General features: G+C 71.7%; 26 protein-coding genes and 1 riboswitch. Of the genes, 14 read left to right on the forward strand and 12 right to left on the reverse strand.

Going from position 1 to position 24795, the window contains the following annotated elements:
* Positions 1-3 precede the first annotated feature (3 nt).
* Genes ACSMX9_RS16580 through ACSMX9_RS16600 form a run of 5 tightly spaced genes read right to left on the reverse strand, consistent with a single transcriptional unit; the run spans position 4 to position 3891 of the window.
* Complete coding sequence (locus ACSMX9_RS16580; protein ID WP_445394882.1) at positions 4-804, reverse strand: SDR family oxidoreductase; 801 nt, start codon at positions 802-804, stop codon at positions 4-6.
* Between the two features lie 6 nt (positions 805-810).
* Positions 811-1317, reverse strand: coding sequence for a cupin domain-containing protein (locus tag ACSMX9_RS16585; protein ID WP_351243497.1), 507 nt, complete (start codon positions 1315-1317; stop codon positions 811-813).
* Positions 1314-2165 carry an alpha/beta fold hydrolase gene (locus tag ACSMX9_RS16590; RefSeq protein ID WP_445394883.1) on the reverse strand — a complete coding sequence of 284 codons (852 nt, stop codon included), beginning with the start codon at positions 2163-2165 and terminating at the stop codon, positions 1314-1316. Before ACSMX9_RS16590 ends, ACSMX9_RS16585 begins: the two co-directional genes overlap by 4 nt.
* On the reverse strand, positions 2165-2971 hold the full coding sequence (locus tag ACSMX9_RS16595; RefSeq protein WP_445394884.1) for an aspartate dehydrogenase domain-containing protein: 807 nt from the start codon (positions 2969-2971) through the stop codon (positions 2165-2167). Before ACSMX9_RS16595 ends, ACSMX9_RS16590 begins: the two co-directional genes overlap by 1 nt.
* The gene (locus tag ACSMX9_RS16600; RefSeq protein ID WP_445394885.1) at positions 2968-3891 is read right to left on the reverse strand and encodes a VOC family protein; all 924 of its coding nucleotides are present in this window, start codon (positions 3889-3891) and stop codon (positions 2968-2970) included. The genes ACSMX9_RS16595 and ACSMX9_RS16600 overlap by 4 nt, the downstream gene beginning before the upstream one ends.
* A gap of 562 nt (positions 3892-4453) precedes the next feature.
* Between ACSMX9_RS16600 and ACSMX9_RS16605 the strand changes: the two genes are divergently transcribed.
* The 6 genes from ACSMX9_RS16605 to otsB all read left to right on the forward strand — a co-directional run bounded on the left by ACSMX9_RS16605 (position 4454) and on the right by otsB (position 12084).
* The gene (locus ACSMX9_RS16605) at positions 4454-5032 is read left to right on the forward strand and encodes a MarR family winged helix-turn-helix transcriptional regulator (RefSeq protein WP_445394886.1); all 579 of its coding nucleotides are present in this window, start codon (positions 4454-4456) and stop codon (positions 5030-5032) included.
* A gap of 400 nt (positions 5033-5432) precedes the next feature.
* Entirely contained in the window at positions 5433-6629 is a 1197-nt protein-coding gene (locus ACSMX9_RS16610; protein ID WP_445394887.1) for a M24 family metallopeptidase, read from the forward strand.
* A gap of 405 nt (positions 6630-7034) precedes the next feature.
* Positions 7035-8144, forward strand: coding sequence for an ABC transporter substrate-binding protein (locus tag ACSMX9_RS16615; RefSeq protein WP_445394888.1), 1110 nt, complete (start codon positions 7035-7037; stop codon positions 8142-8144).
* Positions 8145-8146: 2 nt separating this feature from the next.
* Entirely contained in the window at positions 8147-9943 is a 1797-nt protein-coding gene (locus tag ACSMX9_RS16620) for an ABC transporter permease (RefSeq protein WP_445394889.1), read from the forward strand.
* Positions 9944-9953: 10 nt separating this feature from the next.
* Entirely contained in the window at positions 9954-11093 is a 1140-nt protein-coding gene (locus tag ACSMX9_RS16625) for an ABC transporter ATP-binding protein (RefSeq protein ID WP_445394890.1), read from the forward strand.
* Between the two features lie 136 nt (positions 11094-11229).
* Positions 11230-12084 (forward strand): trehalose-phosphatase, encoded by an 855-nt coding sequence (gene otsB, locus ACSMX9_RS16630; protein ID WP_445394891.1) that lies wholly within the window; start codon positions 11230-11232, stop codon positions 12082-12084.
* A 19-nt stretch (positions 12085-12103) separates the two neighbouring features.
* On the opposite strand, the gene ACSMX9_RS16635 is transcribed toward otsB, so the two are convergent.
* The 3 genes from ACSMX9_RS16635 to ACSMX9_RS16645 all read right to left on the reverse strand — a co-directional run bounded on the left by ACSMX9_RS16635 (position 12104) and on the right by ACSMX9_RS16645 (position 15049).
* Positions 12104-13537: an alpha,alpha-trehalose-phosphate synthase (UDP-forming) gene (locus tag ACSMX9_RS16635; RefSeq protein WP_445394892.1), complete on the reverse strand. Its 1434-nt coding sequence runs from the start codon at positions 13535-13537 to the stop codon at positions 12104-12106.
* Positions 13518-13799, reverse strand: coding sequence for a hypothetical protein (locus tag ACSMX9_RS16640; RefSeq protein WP_366117256.1), 282 nt, complete (start codon positions 13797-13799; stop codon positions 13518-13520). Before ACSMX9_RS16640 ends, ACSMX9_RS16635 begins: the two co-directional genes overlap by 20 nt.
* A gap of 290 nt (positions 13800-14089) precedes the next feature.
* Positions 14090-15049 (reverse strand): glucosyl-3-phosphoglycerate synthase, encoded by a 960-nt coding sequence (locus tag ACSMX9_RS16645; protein WP_445394893.1) that lies wholly within the window; start codon positions 15047-15049, stop codon positions 14090-14092.
* A gap of 132 nt (positions 15050-15181) precedes the next feature.
* A riboswitch (SAM riboswitch) is annotated at positions 15182-15358 on the forward strand.
* A gap of 17 nt (positions 15359-15375) precedes the next feature.
* On the opposite strand from ACSMX9_RS16645, the gene thrC reads away from it, so the two are divergent.
* The 4 genes from thrC to groL all read left to right on the forward strand — a co-directional run bounded on the left by thrC (position 15376) and on the right by groL (position 19745).
* Positions 15376-16671: a threonine synthase gene (gene thrC / locus ACSMX9_RS16650; RefSeq protein WP_445394894.1), complete on the forward strand. Its 1296-nt coding sequence runs from the start codon at positions 15376-15378 to the stop codon at positions 16669-16671.
* A 115-nt stretch (positions 16672-16786) separates the two neighbouring features.
* Positions 16787-17062, forward strand: a complete 276-nt coding sequence (locus tag ACSMX9_RS16655; protein ID WP_351243525.1) for a MoaD/ThiS family protein — start codon at positions 16787-16789, stop codon at positions 17060-17062.
* A gap of 423 nt (positions 17063-17485) precedes the next feature.
* A complete protein-coding gene (locus tag ACSMX9_RS16660) occupies positions 17486-17689 on the forward strand; it encodes a cold-shock protein (RefSeq protein ID WP_037910665.1) in 204 nt (67 codons plus the stop codon).
* A gap of 433 nt (positions 17690-18122) precedes the next feature.
* On the forward strand, positions 18123-19745 hold the full coding sequence (gene groL, locus ACSMX9_RS16665; protein ID WP_351243527.1) for a chaperonin GroEL: 1623 nt from the start codon (positions 18123-18125) through the stop codon (positions 19743-19745).
* Between the two features lie 84 nt (positions 19746-19829).
* Here the strand turns inward: groL and ACSMX9_RS16670 are convergent, their stop codons facing one another.
* From ACSMX9_RS16670 to ACSMX9_RS16680, 3 genes are all read right to left on the reverse strand, one after another.
* Complete coding sequence (locus ACSMX9_RS16670) at positions 19830-20075, reverse strand: hypothetical protein (protein WP_445394895.1); 246 nt, start codon at positions 20073-20075, stop codon at positions 19830-19832.
* Positions 20072-20296, reverse strand: coding sequence for a hypothetical protein (locus ACSMX9_RS16675; protein WP_445394896.1), 225 nt, complete (start codon positions 20294-20296; stop codon positions 20072-20074). Before ACSMX9_RS16675 ends, ACSMX9_RS16670 begins: the two co-directional genes overlap by 4 nt.
* Positions 20297-20757: 461 nt before the next feature.
* Positions 20758-21027 carry a hypothetical protein gene (locus tag ACSMX9_RS16680; RefSeq protein ID WP_445394897.1) on the reverse strand — a complete coding sequence of 90 codons (270 nt, stop codon included), beginning with the start codon at positions 21025-21027 and terminating at the stop codon, positions 20758-20760.
* Between the two features lie 116 nt (positions 21028-21143).
* Here ACSMX9_RS16680 and ACSMX9_RS16685 point away from each other — a divergent pair, with 116 nt between their 5' ends.
* From ACSMX9_RS16685 to ACSMX9_RS16700, 4 genes are all read left to right on the forward strand, one after another.
* On the forward strand, positions 21144-22013 hold the full coding sequence (locus tag ACSMX9_RS16685; RefSeq protein WP_445394898.1) for a helix-turn-helix domain-containing protein: 870 nt from the start codon (positions 21144-21146) through the stop codon (positions 22011-22013).
* On the forward strand, positions 22006-22218 hold the full coding sequence (locus ACSMX9_RS16690) for a DUF397 domain-containing protein (RefSeq protein ID WP_445394899.1): 213 nt from the start codon (positions 22006-22008) through the stop codon (positions 22216-22218). The genes ACSMX9_RS16685 and ACSMX9_RS16690 overlap by 8 nt, the downstream gene beginning before the upstream one ends.
* 131 nt (positions 22219-22349) lie before the next feature.
* A complete protein-coding gene (locus ACSMX9_RS16695) occupies positions 22350-22562 on the forward strand; it encodes a DUF397 domain-containing protein (protein WP_445394900.1) in 213 nt (70 codons plus the stop codon).
* Positions 22563-22819: 257 nt separating this feature from the next.
* On the forward strand, positions 22820-24337 hold the full coding sequence (locus ACSMX9_RS16700) for an alpha/beta hydrolase (RefSeq protein WP_445394901.1): 1518 nt from the start codon (positions 22820-22822) through the stop codon (positions 24335-24337).
* 61 nt (positions 24338-24398) lie between these two features.
* Here the strand turns inward: ACSMX9_RS16700 and ACSMX9_RS16705 are convergent, their stop codons facing one another.
* On the reverse strand, positions 24399-24755 hold the full coding sequence (locus ACSMX9_RS16705) for a hypothetical protein (protein ID WP_351241560.1): 357 nt from the start codon (positions 24753-24755) through the stop codon (positions 24399-24401).
* Positions 24756-24795: the final 40 nt, after the last annotated feature.

The raw sequence follows: 24795 nt of genomic DNA on the forward strand, positions 1-24795 counted from the left end.
CTCTCAGAAGAGTCCGCGCGAGACGCCGCCGCACACGTCGAGGGCCGCTCCGGTGATGTACGAGGACCTGGGCGAAAGCAGGAAGGCGATGGCCGCGGCGACCTCGTCGGCGGTGCCGAACCGGCCGAGGGCGATGCCCCGGTCCTCGGCGAGGGCGCGCTCCCACTCGGGGAAGGGGGTTCCGCTCCCGGCTTCGGCGTGGCGGCGGCGCCACTGCCCGGTGTCGATCAGTCCGAGGCACACCGAGTTGACCCGGATGCCCCGGGGGGCGTACTCGATCGCCATCGACTTGGACAGGTTGAGCAGTCCGGCGCGCGCCGCCGAGGTGGTCACCAGCCGGGGTTCGGGCTGTTTGGCGAGCACCGCGTTCACGTTGACCACCGAGGCCGCGGGCGATCTCTCCAGCCAGGGCCGGGTGGCGGCGAGGACGTGCAGCACGCTGCTGAACTTCAGGTCCAGTTCGTCCCGGAACTCGGCCGGTCCGGCGGTGTCGAGGCCGGCCATCCGGGACTGACCGGCGTTGTTGACCACGCCGTCGAGGCCGCCGAAGCGTTCGGTGGCGGCCTCGACGAGCTCCGCGACGGCCTCGGCGTCGCGCACGTCGCAGGGCAGGGCCAGAAGCTTCTCGCGGGGTGCCCCGGCCTGTTCGGCGATCCGGTCCGCGGCGTCGGCGAGGGCGTCGGCGCGGCGCCCGCAGGTGACCACCCTGGCGCCGGAGGCCAGGAGCAGGCGCGCGGTGGCCGCGCCGACGCCGGAGCTGCCGCCGGTGACGAGACAGGTACGGTCCTTCAGCAGCAGGTCCATCGCGGGTCAGTCCCGGGAGACGCCGTGCATGGCGGAGGTCTCGGGGTAGGTGGGGATCTGCGGCTTCTGCGCGCCGATGACCACGCAGAAGAGGGCGTTGGTGTCGCCGTTGTTCTTCAGGCTGCGCGGCACTCCGGCGGGGACGACGATCATGTCGCGGTAGCCGAGGGTGCGCTTCTCGACCTTTCCGTCCCGGTGGATGCCGACCTCGACCTCCCCTTCGAGCACGAAGAACGCCTCCTCGGCGTCGTGGTGCGTGTGCTCGGGGCCCTCGGCGCCGGGGGGCAGCAGCATGTTGGAGAACGTGAAGCCGCGGGAGGCGATGGTGCGGCGGTCCGTCTCGTGGTTTCCGGTGGCGCCGGAGCCGACGTACCTGATCTGGGCGCGGGCGAACTGCGCGCCCGCCTTGGCTTGGAATCCGAGGGTGTCCCAGTCCTCGTGGCGGGTGGCCCTGGTGAGGATGAGGGAGTCGGTGAACGCGTCGAGGTCGGCGTCCTCGTAGTGCAGGGTCATGGCGTTTCCTTTCCTTGGGGCGACGGGTGTCGCGGGTGTGGCGTCAGGGGTGTACCGGGCGGGGTGGTGGCGGGTGGCCGGGGCGCGGCGGCGAGGGCCGTCCGGCGCAGCCAGTCGTTGACCCGGTCCGGCTGTTCCTGGTTGGCCAGATGGCCGGCGCCGGGGATGGTGGCCAGGACGGCTCCGCGGATGCCGGCGGCGATCTCGCGGGCCCGTTCCGGGCCGGTGACGGTGTCGTGCTCGCCGGCGAGCACGAGGGTCGGTGCGCTGATCCGGGGCAGGTCGGCGGTGAGGTCGGCGGACGCCATGGACTCGGCGGCCTCCCCGTAGCCCGGCAGCCGGATCGCCTCGGCCATCGTGCGGGTGGCGGTCTCGACCAGTTCGGCCGGGGCGTCGGGTGCGAGGAGGCGGGGCGCGCGGGCGCGGGCGAACGCCTGCGGGCCCAGTCGTCGCAGTTCGGCGGTCCGGGAGCGCATCTGCCGGGCGCGCGCGGGGTCGGTGCCCGAGCCGAGGCTGGCGCCGATCACGGTCAGGGACCGCACCAGTTCCGGGTGGGTGGCGGCGAGCCGGAGCGCGATCACCCCGCCCCAGGAGACGCCGACGAGGTGGAACGGGTCCGGGCCCAGTGCGGCACGGGCGACGGCCCCCGCGGCGGTGACGTACCCGTCCAGCGTGACCGGCTCCGCCGGGTCCGGTGAGGCGGCGTAGCCGGGAGCGTCCCAGGCGACCAGGGTGAACTCCTCGGCAAGTGAGTCCAGTTGGTGCGCGAAGGAGGCCGACGAGGAGCCGATGCCGTGCAGCAGGAGCATTCCCGGGCCGGCGCCGGCCGTGCGGTGGGCGGGGACCATCAGATCACCCCCCTGGGCTGCCCGACCAGGACGCCGAGCGAGCGGAGGACCGCGTGCGGGACCACGCCGCTGGTGCGCGGGTTCTGTGCGGAGGGCAGGTTGGCGATCTCGAACCGGTAGCTGCCGCAGGGGCCCTCGGCCTCGATGACGTGGCGGGTCAGGGCGGCTTCCGGGTCGCCGAGGAGCCGCACCTCGACCAGGCCGATGTCGCCGACGCCCCAGCCGACGGTCGCCGCGACGTTGAGCGAGCGGGGGAAGAGACGGGTGGCCTCGGCCGCATTGCCCCGGAAGATCTCGACGGGCTCGGCAGTGCGGCGCAGCCGGTCGGCGGCGGCCTCGTCCATCCAGGGCTGGACGAGGGTCTCGGGCAGTTTGACGGTGGTGACGCTGACCCTGTCGAACGGTGCCTGGGCGGCGGCAGCCGTGAGGATGTCCAGTCCGCCGACGGCGCCCGAGGTGATCAGGTAGCGTCCCGGGCCGGCCGCGTCGAGTGCCGCCGCGACCTCGGGGTCGCAGAGGGCACCGACCGAGGTGACCAGGAGGTCGACCCCGTGGTCGAGGATGGTCGGGCCCGACTGGGCGATCACGGTCCGCCCCGCGCATTCGACGATCACGTCGGCCCGCTCCATCGCCTCGGCGAGACTGATCTGCGGCAGGCCGAGGTCGCCCGTCCGACGGTCGTTGACGAAACCGACGGGCTCGACTCCGGGCAGACGCCCGGCCCTGAGGGCGCCGATCACCGTGGTCCCGATCGCTCCGGCGCCGATGACCGCGGCGCGTACCGGTTTCGGCACGGGGCGGGTCACCGGCTCTGCTCCGTTCCCGTGAACGCTCCGCGGTCCTCGACGCCGGCCATGTGGCTGCGCACCTGGCGCGAGGGCGGACCGGCGGTGCCCCACAGGTCGGACAGCTCCGGTACCCGGCGCCAGACCCGGCACAGCCACTGGTCCTCGACGATCTGGGCGACGTCCGAGGTGTACTCGCACACGAGCCCTGCCGGGTCCGCGAAGTAGGAGAAGGTGTTGTTGCCCGGGCCGTGCCGCCCGGGGCCCCACAGGGGGGTGATCCCGTGGTGCTTCAGCGAGCCGATGCCGCGCATGAAGTGGTCCATCGACGGCATCTCGTACGCCACGTGGTTGACCGAGGTCCATGCGGCCTGGTTGAAGGCGATGCTGTGGTGGTCGGCGTTGCAGCGCAGGAACGCCATCTGGTGCTCCGACCAGTCCGACACCCGCATGCCGAGCACCTCGGTGTAGAAGGTGACGGCCGCGTCGATGTCGACGGTGTTGAGGACGACGTGCGTGACACCGGTCGGCACCGCCCCGTCGTGGCCCTGCGGGGTGACCGCGTGCACCTCGCAGCTCAGTTCGATGCGGCGGCCCTCGGGGTCGACGAGCTCCAGCCCGTAACCACCGCCGACGGCGTCGAGGGGGCCCGGCTCGCGCAGCAGCGGCACGCCCCGGGCAACGAGCCGGCGGCCGGCCTCGTCGACCTCGGCCCGGGTGCGGACGGCGAAGCTGATGCTGCCCAGCGCGTTCCGTTCCGTACGGGAGAGCTGGAGCACGTGGTGGTTCGTGCCGGTGCCCCGCAACCAGGTGTCGTCGGAGTCGCGCTCGACGACCGAGAGTCCCCAGACCTCCGAGTAGAAGTCCGTACAAGCGGCCAGATCAGGCACCTTCAGCTGCACCGAGCGCAGTGAGTGCAAACGCACGACCGGCTGTTCCATGACCCACCTCCATTTACCTCAGGGCTTAATTATTAAGAGCTGAGAGGCTTATAGTCAAGATGTCCCTTGCGGTGCGTCATCTCGGGGAGGCGTGCAGTCGCCCCCTCGCAGCCCCGTGTCACCGTGTTGGCCGCACGTGCGGTGCGGGGTCCGCCTTGCCTTCTCCGTCGGCCCGGGTCGGCCGCTCGGTCGGGGCGGGGTGACGGATGGGTGGGGTCGGTTCGGTCGCCGAGGCGGTGGGTCGGCGCCCGCCCTCCGGTGTCGGGTTCGCCCCGGGGGTCGGCTCGGCGAGTCGACCGGGCGGGTCGGAAAGGCCGCTGCCGGGGGTCGGCGGGCCGTGGTCCGTCCGGCTCGGGTCGCCCGCCGGGTGGCCGGCGCAGCCGCCGGGTCGCGTCCGGAGGGGCGGTGCACCGCCCCTCCCTGGTCGTAGGTGCCGACGACCCTTGTGTACCGGTCCGGACGGGAATAACTACTTTGATCTAAGCATCTCAGAGCGTCAATACATAGGGCTGTTACTCTTCACGCCCAGCCTTTCCCTCACAACCCGAAGGCAGGGGTACTCGTGAGCCAGCGAACCGCCAAGCGTTCCGCACTGTCCCGACCGGCACCTCAGGAGCCTGGGGATGCGGGCCCGGCCCCTGAGGGCCGCCCCGACGAAGTGGACCGGATCATCGCCGAATGGCGGACCGAACGGCCGGGGCTCGACGCCAGCAGTGTCGACGTCGTGGGGCGGGTCACCCGCTGCGGACTGCTCGTCCGCAACCTGTCGAACCGGATGCACGACCGCCACTCCATCAACGAGTCCATGTTCGACGTGTTGGCGAGCCTGCGACGGATGGGCCCGCCCTACCGCAAGACCGCGCGGGAGTTGGCGTCGTCGTCCCTGCTGACGTCGGGCGGGATGACGATGCGGCTCGACCGGATGGAGCGGGACGGGCTGATCAGGCGGATCCGCTCGGAGGAGGACCGGCGGAGCGTGTACGCCGAGCTGACCCCGGCTGGCTTCGCCCTGATCGACCGGGTCATCGACGAGCACCTGGAGCGGGAGCGGGAGATGCTGGCGACGCTCAGCGGCGAAGAGCGGGAGCAGCTCGCCGGGCTGTTGAAGAAGCTTGAGGCGCGGCTGCGCGACCTGGACTGACCGGGGCCGCCACCTGCGCAGACTCCCGGCCCCTGGGGGAGTCGCGCCGCGCCTCCGAGGGTCGGTGCCGTCCGGCTCGCCCGCGAAAACATCTCAGATAAAAGCTTCTTTGGTCTAAGTATTGTGGATTCGGGAGAGTGGGGTTTATGGTCTCGGCACACAGATCGATCGTCCGGATCACGGGCCCTCCAGCGCCAAGCGCGTCGCCCCTGCGGCCCGGCGGACGGCCGACCACAAGGACTTGAGTCCACGCCCCTCCCCGTCCCCCGCGCGGGAGACCTCCCGAGGGGCCCGAAGGGAGCCATCCGTGCCGACTCCGACCACCGCCGGGACCGCCCCGCGAAACACATCAGCGACTGTGACCTCCGAGGGGACACCGCACGACGAGCGCGCCTTTCGGATGCGTCGCACCCAGGAGTTCATGGACGCCCATGACCTGGACGGGCTGCTGGTCTTCGGCGCCGACCGGAGCGACCGGTACGACGCGGGCCAGTACCTCTTCCGCGACCGCCGCTACCAGCACTACGTGGTGCCCCGGCACGGCGAGCCGGTCATGGTGGCCTTCGCCGCCCAGGTCCCGGCGCAGAACCTGCTCACCCGTGAGCGCGGCCTGGAGACCTGGATCGATGACATCCGCGTGGGGTCCGCGCCGGAGCTCCTGCCCGAGATAGCCCGGGAGAAGGGGCTCGGCAGCGGCCGACTCGGCGTGATCGGGGCCGGGTACGGATCACCGTTCTACCCGGGCGGCTGGGTCTCCCGGTCCGTCTGGGACGCGATCGGCGAACGGCTCCCGGACGCCACGCTCCTCGACGTCACCCGCGACTACGGGCTGGTCATGGCCCGGCGCAGCGACCAGGACCTGGAGCACCTCGCCACCGCCGCCGCGGCGGGGGACGCGGCGATCGAGGCCATGATGGCGCTCGCCGCGCCCGGCGTGGACGAGAAGGCGCTGTACGCCGAGGGCGTCGCGACGATGCTGCGCAAGGGCATGCGGGTCACCTGGATGCTCTTCCAGACGGGTCTCGACAACTACGCCTGGGGCGAGCCCACTTGGCTGACCCGCCCGGAGCCGGCGAGGCGGCTGGAGCGCTCGGACATGGTGTGGGCCGAGATCTTCCCCAACTACGCCGAGCTGAACACCCACGTCAACATGAGCTTCACCCTGGGGACCCCGCCGGCCGAGACCCTGCGCTGCGCCGAGGCGGCCCGCGCCTCCTACGAGGCCGGCGTCGCCGCCGTGCGGCCCGGCGCGTCCTTCGCGGGGGTGTGCGCGGCGATGGAGGAACCCCTGACCGAGGCGGGGATGTGGCATCTCACCCCCCAGTTCGCCTCGCTCAACCCGCTGCTCTCCGGTGGTGGCTCGGGCCTCGGCGTACGGGAGCACATCGCCGGGTTCGCGGGCGCGTACCCCCTGGCCGACGGACACGAGAAGCCCTTCTTCGACTTCGAGATCGAGCCCGGCATGACGTTCTCGCTCCAGCCGGACGCCAGGCTCGGCAGGCGGGGCGCGATCGTCGGCGGCGTGGTCGCGGCGACGGAGTCGGGCTGCCGCGAGTTCAACACCGTGTCCACCCGCCTGAACTCGGTCGAGGCGTAGCCCGCGGCGGGAGCCGGGCCCGGAGGGCACGGCCGCCGCGCCCCGCACCTTCCGGGCTCCGCCTCCGCCACCAGGAGCGGGGCACCCACCCCCAAAACGGCACATTCCCTTCACATGTGCTCGGGCCCCCGCCGCGCGCGGTCACCACCGTCGGCCCGGGCCCGGCGCCCCCTGGCTCGATCCTGCGCGATCACGTGCCCGTACACGTGTCACCAACTCCCGCCCGCCATCAGTCCGGCGCCGGGAGCCGGCCCGCCCCTCGGGCCCGCAACCGGCCTCGCACCACGACAGAGTTCCCGGCCCCCGCAGCCGGTTCCCCCACCGCCGGACACCCCACGCCCCGGTGCCCTGCCCCCCTTTCCGGCCGGACCGTCCGGCCATCCTCCCGGCAAGGTGGTATTGATCATGAGAAAGCGCTCCTCGTCGCTCGACCGGCGGTCCCTTCTGTACGGCATGGCAGCAGTGGGAGCCGCCGGTCTGCTGACCGCCTGCGGCGACGGCGACGGCTCCGGCAAGACCGGACCGAAGTCCGGTACCGGGGCCGGCGGTACGCTGCCCTCCTCCCTCCGACCGCTCGCCGACGAGGCTGCGAAGGAGGGGAAAGTGCGGGTCTTCGTCAGCACCGACTCCCGCACCCCCGCCCATGCCCGCAAGCTCTCCCGGGCCCTGCGCGCCGACACCGGCGTCGACCTCGGGATCGAGTTCGTCGGTGGCGAGCCCGACCCGGCGTTCGCCAACAAGCTCGTCCAGGAGGCGAAGGCGAAGGTCGCCCCGTCGATCGACGTGTTCGCCACCACGCCCCTGGTGGTCAAGCAGCTCGGCGGCGGGGGCCTGGTCCACCCGGTCGACTGGGCCGCCATGGAAGGCGTGGCCGCCACCGACGTCTGGACCGGCCACCACGGCATCGTCGTCGCCGAGATCGCCCGGACGGTGCTCTACAACACCAAGAGCGTCAAGGCCGAGGACGCCCCGAGGACCCTGGACGACCTGCTCTCCGACCGCTGGCGCGGCAAGATCGTCACCTCCGGGCTGCCCGACGTGTTCAGCCCGCTCGCCGCCGGCCTGGGCGCCGACGCCACGCTGGACTTCGTTCGCCGGCTGCTGGAGAAGGGCCGGGTGTCGCTCGCCTCGGTGCCGACCGCCATCCGCACCCAGGTCAGCAGCGGCGAGTTCCCCGTCGGCTACGGGATCCGGATCGGCGAGCGCCAGCGCACCGCCAAGGCGCCGGTCGACTACGCGCCCGTCAAGGTGCCCGTCGTGCCGCGCGCAGGGCTCGTCGTCAAGGGCGCCAAGAACGCCTCCGCCGCCCAACTCTTCCTCTACTGGCTCAATGCGACCGAGCAGGGCCGCCAGCAGGCGTACGAGGTCCTGGACTGGCCCCGTCACACCACTCCCGGCACCGATCTGCACGCGCTGGCCCAGAAGGCGGGCGGTGTGATGACCGCGGACACCGACTGGTGGATGAACGAGTACGAGCAGGTCAACAAGCAGGTCGCCGGCCTGCTGAGGAAGTAGCGATGCCCGAGAAGACCTCTGCTCCGGCCGCCACCCGTACCGCCGCCGGCGGCCGGAGCACCGCACCCGGGGGAGCGTCGCCGCCCGGCGCTCCCCCGCCGGGGCGCCGCTCCCGGCGGCGGATCGACCCCCCGCTTGCCGTGGTCGGCGTCCTGATCGTCCTGCTGTGCGTCGTGCTCGTCATCCCCCTGGCCGGACTCGTCTGGGCGGCCTTCGGCCCGGGCGAGGGCTTCGGCGGCGGAGACCTGTCGCTCGACAACTTCCGCACCGTGCTCGCCTCCGACGGCCTTGCGGGGACGCTGCTGCGGACCCTGGCGCTCGGCATCGGCAGCGTGGTCGTGATGTTGGTCGTCGCCGTCCCGCTGGCCTGGCTGTACACGCGGACCGATCTGCGCGGGAAGTCGGTCATCCTCTTCCTCGCCGCCGCGAAGACGGCGATCCCCGGCTTCCTCGTGGCCCTCGGCTACATCTTCATGTTCAACCCGAGCAACGGGATCATCAACAGCTGGTGGGCGGGATCGGGAGGCGATCCGCTGACCGACGTCTACTCCCTGAAGTGGATCATCCTGCTCCAGGGGTTGGACTTCGCCGGCCCCGCCTTCTTCATGCTCGTGCCCACGCTCCGGGTGATCGACGTCAACATCGAGGAGGCGGCGGCGGTCCACGGCATCCCCCGGTGGCGGGCGGCCCTGCAACTGCTGCTGCCGGTCGCCGCGCCCGCGATCGCGGGGGTGTCGGTGTTCTTCTTCATCGTCGCCGTCGAGGTCTTCGACTACGCGGGGATGCTCGGGATGCCCGCCCGGATCACGGTCCTGTCCACTCTGATCTACCAGTACACGCAGGGGACCACCGGCGCCCCCGAGTACGGCAACGCGGCGGCCGTCGGGCTCGGCATGGCGCTCGGGATCGGCCTGATCATGTTCGCCTACTACCGGGCGACCCGGCGGGCCGGGCAGTTGGCCACGGTCACCGGAAAACGGGCCGCCCGCGAGCCCATCGCGCTCTCCCGGGCCGGCCGGGTCGGCGGGTACGCCTTCATCGGGCTGTACGCCCTGGTGGGCGTCGTCCTCCCGGTACTGACACTGGTCTGGGCCTCACTGGTCCCCTATTTGCAGCCGCCGTCCCTGGAGGCGTTCGGGGAGTTGTCGCTGGACGCCTACCGCGACGCGTCCTACGACCTGGGCGAGGTGCTGCCCACCACGCTCCTGATGGTGGCGGTGGTGCCGACGGTCGCCGTGGCGTTCGCCGCCTGCGCCGCCTGGCTGGTCACCCGCACCAAGGTGTGGGGCCGGCGCGGGCTCGACGCGCTGATCATGATGACGCTCGCGGTCCCGTCGATCGTCATGGCGGTTTCGTTCGTGTACGTGGGCCTGTCCTCCTACCAGTGGCTGCCGCTCTACGGAACCGTGGCCTTCCTCGCCCTCGTGGTGGCCTGCCGATTCGTGGCGACCGCGTACCGCACCCTGCACGGAACGATGCTCCAGGTCCACGGCGAACTGGAGGAGGCGGCCGCCGTCTCCGGCGTCCGCCGAGGCCGCGCCTTCGTGTCGGTCGTCCTTCCCGTGGTGCGCGGCAGCCTCGCCTACGCCTGGTTCTGGACGGCGCTGCTGACCATCCGTGAGCTGACCATCACGCTCATCCTGTCGAGCGACGGGACGGACGTGATGTCCACCCGGATCTTCGGCTACAGCTCGGCGGGCGAGACGAGCCTGTCGGCCGCCCTCGGGGTGGTCCAGCTCGGCCTGATCACGGTCCTGCTCGTGGCCTTCACCCGCGTGGCCCGCCGCCAGTCCTTCTAGGAGTCCCACCATGATCGAACTCGAAAGTGTCACGAAGTCCTTCCCCCAGGGCCGAGGCCAGGTCCCTGCGCTGCGCGGCGTCTCGCTCTCCGTCGCCGAGGGCGAGTTCTACGTCCTGCTCGGGGCGTCGGGCTGCGGAAAGACCACCACGCTGCGCATCGTGGCGGGCCTGGAGCAGCCGGACTCCGGGGTGGTGACCATCGACGGACGCCGGGTCTCGGGCGGTACTCCCTCGGTCTGGGTGGGGCCCGAGGAGCGCCCCCAGGCCATGGTGTTCCAGTCGTACGCGCTCTGGCCCCACATGACGATCCGACAGAACATCGCCTTCCCCCTGCGCCGGGGCGTGCGCCGCACGAGCCGGGAGGAGGCGGCCACGCGGGTCGAGGAGGTGCTGGAGCTGTTCCGGCTGACCGAGCAGGCGGACCGGAAGGTGACCCGGCTCTCGGGCGGCCAGCAGCAGCGGGTCGCACTGGCCCGGGCGCTGGCGCTGCGGCCCCGGGTCCTGCTGATGGACGAGCCGCTCTCCAACCTGGACGCGAGGCTCCGGATGGACCTCCGGATGGAGCTGAAGGAACTCTCCCGGCGCACCGGCGTCACCTGCCTGCTCGTCACCCACGACCAGGAGGAGGCCATGATGCTCGCGGACCGGGTCGGCCTCATGGAGGGCGGGGGCATCGTCCAGGAAGGTCCCCCGGAGGAGCTGTACACGGCCCCCGTGTCGGAGTTCGTGGCCGACTTCCTGGACCGCATGAACCTCGTCCGGGCGGCTGCGGTGACCGCCTCGGACCCGGGCGGCCTGGAGGTCACCGTGGGCGGGCTGCGGTTGCGGACCGGCCCCGGCGTCCACCCCGTGGGCAGCGGACTGACCCTCGGCATCCGGCCCGACGACATCGTGTTCGAGACCGACGGCGGCGGGGCCGGTACGGGAGCGGCCGGGGAGAACCTGGTGACCGGCACCCCGGTCGACCACCACTACGTGGGCGGGAGCTACCTCCACCGGGTGGAGACCCCGCTGGGACTGCTCACCGTCCGCTCGCCCGCGGGCCCGGAGACGGTCGTCTCCGGCACGGTCCGACTGCGGCTGCCCGCGGAGAAGCTGATCACCATGGCGGCGGCGAACAGCGGGGGTGAGGAGACGGCGGGGTCCTGAGCCGACCTCCGCCGACGGCGAGGGCTGCCGGCGTGGCGGAGGCCGGCCCGCTGGGGCGCGGCGCGGAGCCGGACGCGGGGGCGTCCCGGGCCGGAGTGCGGCGGGTGGCGGCTGGTGTGACGTTAGGCTCGAAGCCATGGGAAGCCCTCGTGACTCCGTGCCCGAGCCGACCACCCCCCAGGGCCGCGAGGCCCTGGCCGCCCTCCTCGCCGACCCCGCGCACGCGGTGGCGGCGCTGGACTTCGACGGCACCCTCGCCCCCATCGTCGACGACCCCGAGCGAGCCCGCGCCCACGCCGGCGCACTGCCCGCGCTGGGCGCCCTCGCGCCCCGGCTGCGGGGGATCGCCGTGGTCACCGGACGGCCCGCCGCGGTCGCCGTGCGGGCGGGCGGGTTCGACGGCGCCCCGGGCCTCGACCGCCTCACCGTCCTCGGCCACTACGGCGCCGAACGCTGGGACGCCGCCACCGGCACGCTCACCGCCCCGCCCCCGCACCCGGGCGTCGCGGCGGTCCGCGCCGAACTGCCCGGGGTGCTGGCCGCGGCCGGGGACCACCCCGGCACCTGGACCGAGGACAAGGGGCACGCGGTCGCCGTCCACACCCGCCGCGCCGCCGACCCGCAGGGCGCGTTCCAGGCCCTGCGCGCCCCCCTGGCCGAGCTCGCCGACCGGCACGGGCTGGTCGTGGAACCGGGCCGGATGGTGCTGGAGCTGCGCCCCCCGGGCGTCGACAAGGGCGTGGCGCTCACCGCGTACGTACGGGAGAGCGGCGCCCGTGCGGTGCTCTACGCCGGTGACGACCTCGGCGACCTGCCCGCCTTCGCCGCGGTGGCCGCCCTGCGCACCGAGGGCGTGCCCGGGCTGCTGGTGTGCAGCGGCAGCGGCGAGGTCACCGAACTCGCCGACCGCGCCGACCTGGTGGTGGACGGCCCGGCGGGCGTGGTCGCCCTGTTGGCCGCCCTCGCCGCGGCGGTCGACGGACGGGGCTGACCGCCGGCCCCGGGGCGGATCAGGCGTCCAGGGCCCGCAGTTGGTCGAGGAACCAGCGGGCCGGGGGGAGCGCGGTGGCCGCCGCGGCGAGGCGCTCGGTCCGCTCGGCGCGCTCCGCCTCGGGCAGGGTCAGCGCGGTGTGCAGGGCGTCCGCGGTGGCGGTGACGTCGTACGGGTTGACGGTCAGCGCGTGCTCCCCGAGCTCCTCGAAGGCGCCCGCCTCCCGGGACAGCACCAGCACGCAGCCCCGGTCGGAGACCACCGGGACCTCCTTCGCCACCAGGTTCATCCCGTCCCGCACCGGGTTCACCAGTGCCACGTCCGCCAGCCGGTACGCGGCCAGCGAGCGGGCGAAGTCGTCCTCCACGTGCAGCACCACCGGCGTCCAACCCGGTTCGCCGTAGGCGGTGTTGATCTCCTGCGCCAGCCGGGACACCTCGGCCGTGTAGTCGCGGTAGACCGCGAGGTCCTGCCGCGAGGGGTAGGCGAACGCCACGTGCACCACCCGGCCCCGCCACTCGGGGCGGCGCTCCAGCAGGTCCCGGTAGGCGAGCAGCCCGCGCACGATGTTCTTGGAGAGTTCGGTGCGGTCGACGCGGACGATCGTGCGGCGGGCGCTGCCGTCCGGGGCGGTGCCGATCTGTCCGCGCAGCACCGCCATCCGCTCCTCGACGTCGGCGCGGTGGGCCCGTTCGCGCAGGAAGTCGGCGTCCGCACCGAGGCCGTGCACCCCGATCCGGGTGGAGCCGGTGCCGCCGGTGATCGCCTCGCAGCAGGCGGTGAACGCGTCCGCCCACCGGCGGGTGAGGAACGCGGCCCGGTCGGCGCCCAGGACGCCCCGCAGCAGCTGCTCGGCCACGTCGTCGGGGAGCAGCCGGAAGTAGTCCACCGGGGCCCACGGGGTGTGCGAGAAGTGGCCGATCCGCAGGTCCGGGCGGAGCTCCCGGAGCAGCCCCGGGACCAGCGCCAGGTGGTAGTCCTGCACCAGCACCGCCGCACCCTCGGCGGCCTCCTCGGCCAGGGCCCGGGCGAAGGCGGCGTTGTACTCCTCGTAGGCGGCCCACCGCACCCGGAACCCGGCGTCGAACACCGGCTCCAGCGGGGTCTGGTACAGCATGTGGTGGACGAACCACAGCACGGAGTTGGCGATGCCGTTGTAGGCGTCCGCGAACACGTCCGGCGGGACGTCCAGCATGCGCACCCGCTGACCGCCGGTGTCCGCGGGATCGAGGACGCCGCCCGTGCGGCGGACCGCCTCCCGGTCGCCGTCGCCGAGGGCCGCGCACACCCAGACCGCATCGGCGTCCGGCCCGATCGCGGACAGCCCGGACACCAGCCCGCCGCCGCCCCGCCGGGCGGTGAGCGCACCGCCCTCGCCCACCGCGAAGCTCACCGGGCCGCGGTTCGACGCGACCAGGATGCCGGCGCCCTGCTCACCTTCGGAAGAAGCCATACGGCGATACCTCGCCCACCTCGTCGGCCCCCAAACCCGGGCCCGCCCGGCCGCCGCGGGCACCCGTCTTGCTGCGCACCGTCGCCACCAGCAGCCCGCCGACCGCGCCCAGCGAGAGCGCCAGACCCGCGTACAGATGGGGCGAGAACTCCGGGTCGGGGGCCCGGCGCTGCACCGTGCGCCCCTCGGTCGCCGGGGGGACGACGACGGTGGCGCCCGCACGGGGGAGGCCCACCGGATACGCGGCCGGAGCCGACGTCACGGTGAGCACCGATGCCGCGAGAACCCCTGCCGTCCACACGGCGCGCCGTCGGACGCCACCACTGTGCCCCTTACCCGCCCCGGTGGAGAAGAACCTAAAAATGCGAAAAATACTGAAGAATCCACGCACGAGCTGACAATCTAGGCGGCGGTCCGAACGGGCGCCCGCGCGCCACGCGGTCCGCACCGCCCCGTGCCCCGATCACCGCACGCGCTCACCGCACCCGCAGGAGGCGCGGGGGTCCGCATCCGGCCGCTCGTCCCGCTCCGGTGGCCCCGCGCCACCGCCCCTCACGCCACCCGTCGCGCCGCGTACTCCGCCACCGAGGCCATCGGTGGACGCTCCTCCGTGTCCACCGGGTACGTCCGCGGCTCGAAGCCCCGCGCGCCCCGCTCGAACTGGGTCAGCTCGGGCCACAGCAGATGGTCCCGGGCCAGCCGCAACTGCGCCGTCCGGTAGACCGCCGCCGCCATCCGGCCCAGCGCCTGGCCGTCCTGGTGCCGGTGCCGGCGCACCCCCACGTCCACCTGCGCCAGGGCGTCCAACCCCACGCTGTGCAGGGCGTCCACCAGCAGCCCCAGCTCCACCCCGTACCCCACCGGGAACGGCAGCCGTTCCAGCAGCGAGCGCCGGGCCGCGTACTCCCCGCCCAGCGGCTGGACGAATCCGGCCAGCCGCGGCCAGTGCATGTTGAGCACCGGGCGGGCCAGCAGTTCGGTGACCCGGCCGCCCTGCCCCGCCCCCGCGGCGGGGGCGCCGCCGAACGGCCGGTCGTACATCGCCTTCACGAAGTGCACGTCCGGCTCGGTGAGCAGCGGGCCGAGGATGCCGCGGACGAAGTCCGCCGAGAACTCGCGCAGGTCCGCGTCCACGAAGCAGACCACGTCCCCCCGGGTGACCAGCAGCGACCGCCACAGCACCTCGCCCTTGCCGGGCAGCGCGGGCAGCCGCGGCAGGATCGCGTCCCGGTGCTCCACCCGTGCCCCGGCCGCCCCGGCCACCTCCGCCGTCCGGTCCGTGGAGCCGGAGTCGACCACCACCAGCTCGTCGACCAGGGGCGTCGGTCCGGCCATCAGCTCGGTGCGTATCACGGACACGATCTGGCCGACCGTCTCCTGTTCGTCCAGCGCGGGCAGCACCACACTGACCGTGGACCCCGAGGCCCGTTTCGCCGCGACGAGCTGGTGCGGCGGACGGTCCGCCACGGACCAGGAACGCCTGCTCAACCAGGACTCGACCTCTTCCAGCACGGTCAGTGGCTCCCTACTGTGACCCATCTCGCGGTGCGGACGGCTATCTCAACCGTCCTGGCCTTCGGTTACAGTCTTGAGCAACGCGCACGGCCGCCGCACGTCGGGTCCGCAGCGCTGACAACCGCATACCGCTCATCCAGAGGGGCAGAGGGACACGGCCCGTTGAAGCCCCGGCAACCCTCCAGTCGGTTCTCGTCGCCGCCGCCGAACGATCACGTCGATCACGGTGGACGGCCCGCGAGGCTCCCGACTCGGGAAGGTGCCAATTCCGTCTCGTGACGAAACGCGTCACGGGGAAGATGAGGAGAGAGGGCCTCGCCACCATGGCTGTTCAGACCGCCGCGTCCACCACCGACACCACCACCGTGGACCTGGGTCCCGCCGCGGCACTCTCCTGCCGGGAGTGCGGGGAGCGGTTCGCACTCGGCCCGATCTTCGCCTGCGAGCTCTGTTTCGGGCCCCTCGAAGTCGCCTACGACTTCCCGGTCGGCGACCCGGAGGGGCTCCGCAAGAAGATCGAGTCCGGCCCCGAGAACGTCTGGCGCTACGCCCCGCTGCTGCCCGTCCCCGCCGACGTGGCCAGCAAGCCCAACCTGAACCCCGGCTGGACGCAGCTCGTCAAGGCCGACAACCTCGCCCGCGAGCTGGGCGTCACCGGCCGGCTGTACGTCAAGGACGACTCCGGCAACCCGACGCACTCCTTCAAGGACCGGGTCGTCGCCCAGGCCGTCGAGGCCGCCCGCGCCTTCGGCTACACCACGCTCTCCTGCTCCTCCACCGGCAACCTCGCCGGCGCGGTCGGCGCCGCCGCTGCCCGCGCGGGGCTGCGCTCCTGCGTCTTCATCCCGCACGACCTGGAGCAGGCCAAGGTCGTCACCGCCGCCGTCTACGGGGGCGAACTCGTCGCCATCGAGGGCACCTACGACGATGTGAATCGTTTCTGCTCCGAACTGATCGGCGACCCGCTGGGCGAGGGCTGGGGCTTCACCAACGTCAACCTGCGCCCGTACTACGGCGAGGGCTCCAAGACCCTGGCGTACGAGATCTGCGAGCAGCTCGGCTGGGAGATCCCGGACCAGATCGTCATCCCCGTCGCCTCGGGCTCCCAGCTCACGAAGATCGACAAGGGCCTCCAGGAGCTGATCAAGCTCGGGCTGGTCGCCGACAAGCCCTACAAGATCTTCGGGGCCCAGGCCACCGGCTGCTCCCCGGTCTCCACCGCCTTCAAGGCCGGCCACGACGTGGTCCGCCCGCAGAAGCCCGACACCATCGCCAAGTCGCTGGCCATCGGCAACCCGGCGGACGGCCCCTACGTCCTCGACATCGCCCGGCGCACCGGCGGCGCGGTGGAGGACGTGGACGACGCCGCGGTCGTCGAGGCGATCTCGCTGCTGGCCCGGACCGAGGGCATCTTCGCGGAGACCGCGGGCGGCGTCACCCTCGGCGTCACCAAGAAGCTCATCGAGAACGGGCAGCTCGACCCGACGCTGACCACCGTCGCCATCAACACCGGCGACGGGCTCAAGACCCTGGACGCGGTCGCCGACCGGGCCCGTCCCACCGCGACCATCAAGCCGAACCTCGACGCCTTCCGTGCGGCGGGCCTCGCCACCGACTGAACCGCCACCCCCTCCCGCCCCCTGACGTCCCCGGGGCGGGAGGTCGCGAAACTCCCCCCGCCCTTCCCTCCACTTCTCTCCGGTTCTCTCCGGAAACGACCGGAAAGGTCTTCTCATGAGTGTCACCGTTCGCATCCCGACCATCCTGCGCACGTACACCGGCGGCCAGGCCGAGGTTCCCGCCGAGGGGGCGACCCTCAGCGAGGTCATCGCCGACCTGGAGAAGAACCACGCGGGCATCGCCGGTCGGGTCCTGGACGACCAGGGCAAGCTGCGCCGCTTCGTCAACGTGTACGTGAACGACGACGACGTCCGCTTCGAGCAGGGCCTCGCCACCGCCACCCCGGACGGCGCGGGCATCTCGATCATCCCGGCCGTCGCCGGCGGCTGAGCCTCCGCCGGGGCTGACGCTCCGTCATCACCTCGACCCCCTCCGCAAGAGAAGCGGAGGGGGTCATTCATGAGGATTGAACGCGGTAGGGTTGGGGAAATGGCTCGCGCATTTGTACTTCACACATATGACTTCTCAGCCGCGCGCCGACAAGAAGCAGCCAAAGAGCATTACCGAATTGGCCCTTTCATCACATTTGACCGGCCCGAGTTGCCCTGAATTCGCGCCGGTCATCCGTGTTTCTCCGAGCAGCCGCTCCCGGATTTCTCGTCCAGTTGACCTGTTGCAGACGGCAGTTGGACAGATACATTCAGCGGCGGTCGACGCGTTCCGGCGCACACCCCCAACCGTTGGGGGGTGGAGGTCTGACCCGGGCCCGCGAAGTGCGGTCCTGTGCAAGGGCCAGTAATAGGGGAGTTAGGCATGGCTCAGGGCACCGTCAAGTGGTTCAACGCGGAGAAGGGCTACGGCTTCATCGCGGTCGACGGTGGTGCGGATGTTTTCGTCCACTACAGCGCCATCCAGATGGACGGGTACCGCACCCTCGAAGAGGGTCAGCGGGTCGAGTTCGAGATTTCGCAGGGTCAGAAGGGGCCGCAGGCCGACATGGTCCGTTTGGCCGTCTGACGCCGGCGTCGACTGGCTGCGACGTTCCGGAGGGTCCGCACCCCACAGGGTGCGGACCCTCCGTACTGTCCGCCCCCGCCCGCCCCCTGTCGCGCCCCCGCGCCCCGGCGGCACCGTTCCCGCATTCGGTCGCGCCCCGGTCGTGCTTCGGTTGGCCGAACCGCCCTGACCTGCACGGAAGCGATGGCGGCGGTATCTCGCAAGGGCAAGCCGCTTGCACTCGCACCGGTCGAGTGCTAATCATTGGCGTTAGCACTCTACGAGTGAGAGTGCTACGAAGGACCGGGTCGGTGAGGCCCGCGGACCGGGCGGGGGCATCCTCCACCCGGTGTCGCAGGTCGTCCGTCGCGGGCGCCAGCGCGGTCCGAACCATCCGCTCCCACGCCGTAAGGGCGCGGGTAGGACCCCCTTCAGTCCGGGAGGACCACTTCACATGGCCAAGATCATCGCGTTCGACGAGGAGGCGCGGCGCGGCCTTGAGCGCGGTATGAACCAGCTCGCCGACGCCGTCAAGGTCACCCTCGGCCCCAAGGGCCGCAACGTCGTCCTTGAGAAGAAGTGGGGCGCCCCCACGATCACCAACGATGGTGTCTCCATCGCCAAGGAGATCGAGCTCGAAGACCCCTACGAGAAGATCGGCGCCGAGCTGGTCAAGGAGGTCGCGAAGAAGACGGACGACGTCGCCGGTGACGGCACGACGACCGCGACCGTCCTCGCCCAGGCGCTGGTCCGCGAGGGTCTGCGCAACGTCGCGGCGGGCGCCAACCCGATGGCCCTCAAGCGCGGCATCGAGAAGGCCGTCGAGGCCGTCTCCGCCGCCCTGCTGGAGCAGGCCAAGGACGTGGAGACCAAGGAGCAGATCGCCTCCACCGCCTCCATCTCCGCCGCCGACACCCAGATCGGCGACCTCATCGCCGAGGCGATGGACAAGGTCGGCAAGGAAGGCGTCATCACCGTCGAGGAGTCCCAGACCTTCGGTCTGGAGCTGGAACTCACCGAGGGCATGCGCTTCGACAAGGGCTACATCTCGGCGTACTTCGCCACCGACATGGAGCGTATGGAGGCGTCCCTGGACGACCCGTACATCCTGATCGCCAACTCCAAGATCGGCAACGTCAAGGACCTGCTGCCGCTGCTGGAGAAGGTCATGCAGTCCGGCAAGCCGCTGCTGATCATCGCCGAGGACGTCGAGGGCGAGGCCCTGTCGACCCTGGTCGTCAACAAGATCCGCGGCACCTTCAAGTCCGTCGCCGTCAAGGCCCCGGGCTTCGGCGACCGCCGCAAGGCCATGCTCGGCGACATCGCCATCCTGACCGGCGGCGAGGTCATCTCCGAGGAGGTCGGCCTCAAGCTGGAGAACGCGACCCTGGACCTCCTGGGCCGCGCCCGCAAGGTCGTCATCACCAAGGACGAGACCACCATCGTCGACGGTGCCGGTGACACCGACCAGGTCGCCGGTCGCGTGAACCAGATCCGCGCCGAGATCGAGAACTCCGACTCGGACTACGACCGCGAGAAGCTCCAGGAGCGCCTGGCGAAGCTCGCCGGCGGCGTGGCCGTCATCAAGGCCGGTGCCGCCACCGAGGTGGAGCTCAAGGAGCGCAAGCACCGCATCGAGGACGCCGTCCGCAACGCGAAGGCCGCCGTCGAGGAGGGCATCGTCGCCGGTGGTGGCGTGGCCCTGCTCCAGGCGTCCGCCGTCTTCGACAAGCTGGAGCTGGAGGGCGACGAGGCCACCGGTGCCGCCGCCGTCAAGCTGGCCCTGGAGGCCCCGCTCAAGCAGATCGCCGTCAACGCCGGTCTCGAAGGCGGCGTCGTGGTGGAGAAGGTCCGCAACCTGACCCCGGGTCACGGCCTGAACGCCGCCAGCGGCGAGTACGTCGACATGATCGCCGAGGGCATCCTCGACCCGGCCAAGGTGACGCGCTCCGCGCTCCAGAACGCCGCGTCGATCGCCGCGCTGTTCCTCACCACCGAGGCCGTCATCGCCGACAAGCCGGAGAAGGCCGCTGCTGCCGCTCCCGGTGGCATGCCCGGCGGTGACATGGACTTCTGAGCCTCCGGCTCGGACTTCCGCACCACCCGTCCGTCCGGACGGACCGAGGGCGGCACCCCGCAGGGGGTGCCGCCCTCGGGCGTTTCACGCTGCTCCTTCGAGCCCCTCTCGCCCTTCGAGCCCTTCGGCTTCCGGGGCGAACTCGTCGCCGAAGGGGCCGGGGGCGACGGAGGACACGTGGGCGGGGCAGGCGTAGAGGGTGACGGCGTTGCCGCCGCTGAGGCTTCCGGCGTGCCGGACGGCCACGGGCGCCGTGGTGCGCCGGTGGCAGACGACGCACCGTGCGGTGAACGGCTCGGGCGGGGGACCGGTCAGGGCCTCGCGCGTCACGGGGACACCACCCACAGGTACGCCGGTGGCTGGGGTCGGGGTCGGAGTCGTTGGGGGTCGGGTCGGTAGGTGTAGCCCTGGGCCGCCCATGCTTCGGCGTAGAAGAGTTCCTGTTGGGCGGGGTCGAGGTGGTGTGCCTCGGGGGCGTGGAACACGGCTCGGGCCTGTGCGCTGGAGGGCCCGGGCCAGGGCCTGGCCCAGGGGCTGTCCTCCTGCACCACGAGCGCCTCCGGCCCCGGTCCCGGCCACGTTGCCGGTCCCGTGGCTGTCCCGGCCGGTGGGTGGTGGGTGGCGGTGGTGGCGCCGGTGTGGTGGGGGGTCCGCGTCAAGCGGATACGAGTCAGTACCCGTACGAGTGCACGGACGATAGGCTCACGCATGTCGATGCCAGCTCCTTCGAAGCTGTGTCGGCGTGGCCCCGGCGGGTGTTGCGTCACCTGCCGGGGCCTTCTCGTCTTCTGTCCTGCGGTGGGCGGGGCGTGGCCCGTCCCACCGGCCGCGGGGTGGGGATGACCCCGGCGGCCGGCGGGACGGGTTCCGTCCCGGTCCCCGGGCGCGGCCGACGCCCGGGGACCAGGTGGGGGCGGAGTGTGCGTTCTCCGCGCCCCTTCCGCCCGGCCTCCGTCTTCCACGGCGACCGGGCGGGGCTTCGGGGAACCGGCCCTGGTCGGGGGCCGGGTGGTTACGGTTGGTTCGGGTCGACGGACCGGATCGATCGCCGATGGGCGTTGCCCTCACGGACCTTGGCCCGCAACTCGCTCAGCGCCGGGCTGTCCGGCACCTCCGGCTCCGGTTCCGGCTCGGCCTGCGCGGCCGGGGGCACCGGCTCCGCCTCGCCGTCGTCTTCGGACTCCCGTGCCCGGTCCGGGCATTGGGGGTAGCCGCAGGCGCAGGGCGGGAACGTCAGCGCGGTGGCGGGAGGCAGAACCTCTCCCTCGTCATTGAGGAACATCGGTCGTCTCACCTGATTCTCGGGACCCGGTCTCGGCCGGGGTTTGTTTCTCGATGTGACCACAAGGTTGCTGTGGGTGAGTAGAGTTGACGGAGGGGGGCTCAAGACCCAAACCGGTGTTCGAGTTGCCGGTTCGCAGGAAGGGGCAGGTCATCGCGATGAAAGATGACGAACCATCAGAGTTTTTGAATCCACTTGAGACGTTCGGTGTTGACGTTCGGGAGCTGCGCAGGACCCGTCGCATCACTCTTCAGGCCCTGGGCAAGGTGACGGGCTACTCGCCGAGTTACGTCTGCAAGGTGGAGAAGGGCGTCGTCCACCCCAGCGAGCGGTTCGCCGTCGGCTGCGACAAGGCGTTCGGCACCGGCGTCATGCTGACCCGCCAGCGAGAGCGAGCCCTGGAGGGCGACCACCCCAGTTGGTTCCTGCCGTACGTGACCTACGAACGCAAGGCGGCGCGGATCTTCGACTACTCGACCCTCTACGTGATGGGGCTCCTACAAACTCCGGAGTACGCCCGCGCCTCCTACCGGCTGACCATGCCGGGTACGACGACGGAGTCGATCGAGTCCAAGGTGGCGGCACGGATGAGCCGGCGCGAGCTGTTCACCCGTACTGAACCGCCGCCCCCGAAGCTGTGGGTGGTGCTCCATGAAGCTTGTCTGCGGGTGCGGGTGGGAGACTCGAAGGTGATGGCCGGGCAGCTCGGCCGTCTCCTCGAAGACGGCGAACGGCCCGAGGTGACCTTGCAGCTGATGCCCTTCGACGCGGTGCCGGCCGTGGCGACACCCTTCACATTGATGGCCTTCGAATCCCGTCCTACGCTGCTCTACACAGAGGGTCCTGTAGCGGGACGGCCGCAGGACGCGCCCAAGATCACTGCGGCTGCGGCGGAGGTCTACGATCAGCTACGGGCCGAGGCGTTGGGCCGTCGCGCGACCTCTGACCGGATCTGGCGAATGCGTGAGGAGTACAGGCGTGAGTGAGAACGCTTACGGGGCGGCGAGTTGGGTGAAGAGCACCTACAGTGCACCCAACGGCGGCCAGTGCGTCGAGTGGGCACCCGCTGTCGCCTCGACGCGCGGTGTGGTTCCGGTGCGGGACAGCAAGGTGTCCGGTGGCCCCGTGCTGCTGGTGAGTTTGGAGAGTTGGACGGGTTTCGTGACGTTGGTGCGTGCGTCCGACGTGTGATCCCCGGGTCCTTGGTTCGGCTTGACTTCGCCCTGCCTCCCCGGCGTTCGGGGAGGCAGGGTTCTTCCTAGAGGCGTTGGGCCGTCGCGCGACCCTTGACCGGATCTGGCGAATGCGTGAGGAGTACAGGCGTGAGTGAGAACGCTTACGGGGCGGCGAGTTGGGTGAAGAGCACCTACAGTGCGCCCAATGGTGGCACGTGCGTCGAGTGGGCGCCCGCCTTCGCCTCGACGCGCGGTGTGGTTCCGGTGCGGGACAGCAAGGTGTCCGGTGGCCCCGTGCTGCTGGTGAGTTTGGAGAGTTGGACGGGTTTCGTGACGTTGGTGCGTGCGTCCGAGGTGTGATCCCCGGGTCCTTGGTTCGGCTTGACTTCGCCCTGCCTCCCCGGCGTTCGGGGAGGCAGGGTTCTCCGTGTCGAAGCCCTCCGACGCCGGGGTGGTGGTGCGGCGGGGGAGGGGCACGGGACTCTCGACCCGTGCGGTGCGGCCCCCTCCGCCGTGCGGGCGTCGCCGTGCTGGACGACCGAGATCGTGCGGTCGGTGGACGACACGTCGCCGTTGGCCGGGCGGTGTCCGGTTCGGGGGCGGTAGCGTCGCGGAGCGTGAAGAGGATCAGCGTGCTCGGCCTGGCCGTCCTCTCGGTCGCGGCACTCGGACTGGCGCCCGGGACTTCCGCTCCCGCGTCGCGGTCCGGGTCCCCCGACGGCCTGGACCGGTTCCGCAACCAGTCCGTCGACTGGGGAAGGTGCGCGGACGCCTCGCTCACCGCGAGCGGCACCGAGTGCGCGCACCTCACCGTCCCGCTCGACTACGCCCACCCGCGGGGGCGCACCATCAGGATCGCCGTCTCGCGGATCGCGGCGGGGGAACCGGCCCGGCGGCGCGGCATCCTCCAGACCAATCCCGGCGGCCCCGGGTCCCGGGGGCTCGGCATGCCGGCGGACCTGCGGAAGGCGATGAGCCCGGCGGTCGCGGCGGCGTACGACGTCATCGGCATGGACACCCGCGGGCTCGGCGCGAGTACTCCGGTCGACTGCGGACTCGACCGGAGCAGCTGGCTGTTGTACGCGCCCGGCACCGGTCGGGCCGGGTTCGAGGAGAGTGCGCGGCTGTCCCGCGAAGACGCCCGGAAGTGCTGGCGCAACGCGCCGGAGTCCGTCCCTCATCTGTCGACGCGCAACATCGCACGGGACGTGGACCTCGTCCGTGCCGTGTTGGGCGAGCGGCGCACGTCGTGGTTCGGGCAGTCCCACGGAGCGATCCTGGGTGCGACGTACGCGCAGATGTTCCCCGGCAGGGTGGACCGCCTGGTCCTGGACAGTGCGTCCGACCCTGCCGAGTACCCGCTCCGGATGGTGCGCCGCCAAGGCGCCGCCTACGAGGGGGCCCTCGACGACTTCGCCCGCTGGGCGGCGCCCCGGGACGGTGCGTACGGTCTGGGCGCCACGCCCGCGGCAGTGCGCGCCGGCGTCGAGGGGGTGATCGGGCGGGCGGCCCGGGAGCCGATCAGGATCGGCGAGCACCGGATCACCGACCACGAACTTCCCTTGTTGCTCTACCTCGCGCTCATCGACGACCGGGCGAACCCCGAGGCCGCGGGCATGCTGCGGGTCCTACGGGACGCTGCCGAGGGGCGGCCGGTCATCGTGCCGCAGGCGCTGCGGGCGACCCTCGACCTGATGTTCGCGGGCCCCGGGAGCACTCAGGCGACGGACTACTCGGCCTCGCTCGCCATGATCTGCGCCGACGCGGCGGTGCCCCGCAGCCCTGGCCACTACCGCCGGGTGGTGGAGCGCAGCCGCCGTTCGCAGCCCGTCTTCGGACCCCTGACCCATGCGCCGTTCCCCTGTGCGTTCTGGGAGCGGGAACCGTTGCAGCCCCTGGTCCCCATCGACAACGGAGTCCCGGCTCTCCAGATCCAGGCCACCGGGGACCCCCGTGCCCCCTACCCGTCAGGTCTGCGGATGCACCGGGCGATGCGCGGCTCCCGACTCGTGACGCTGGCCGCCCGGGCGCACACCGTCTACCTCAACCACTCCGACGACTGCGTGCGGCGCGCCGTCGACGCGTACCTGCTGCACGGCACCCTCCCCGCCCGCGACACCCACTGCCCCGGGTGACCCGAGGGCACCGGCACCCTCCCGGACCGACAGGGGTGCCCGGAGGCTGCGCCGTCGCCGGTCAAGCCCCCCATCCGCCACTGCATTCCATGGCCACGTAGCGTTTGACCCCGTTGTAGATCACCGGCGCCCAATTGTTGTACTGCGGTTCGCCCGCATTGCACCGGTACGACGATCCGGTCTCCTCGTACTCGCAACCCTGGGGAGTGAGGCGAGTTCCCGTGTACTTGACGATCAGCCGGGAAGTCGAGCTCTTGGCGGCACGGACGTTGAGGTATCCGACGCTGGGACTGACGTACACGTAGCAGGCTGCGGAGGCGGTGGACTTCACCGATTCCGCGTGGGCCGGGGCGGCCACGAGGCCGAGGACGAGTGCGGTACCGATCCCCGCGCTGGCGAAGGCTCTTTTCCCACGCATGGAATTCTCCTGGTTCCGTGTGAGGGGCGTGCTGGTGAGT

The sequence above is a fragment of the Streptomyces sp. LE64 genome (genome assembly GCF_052606915.1).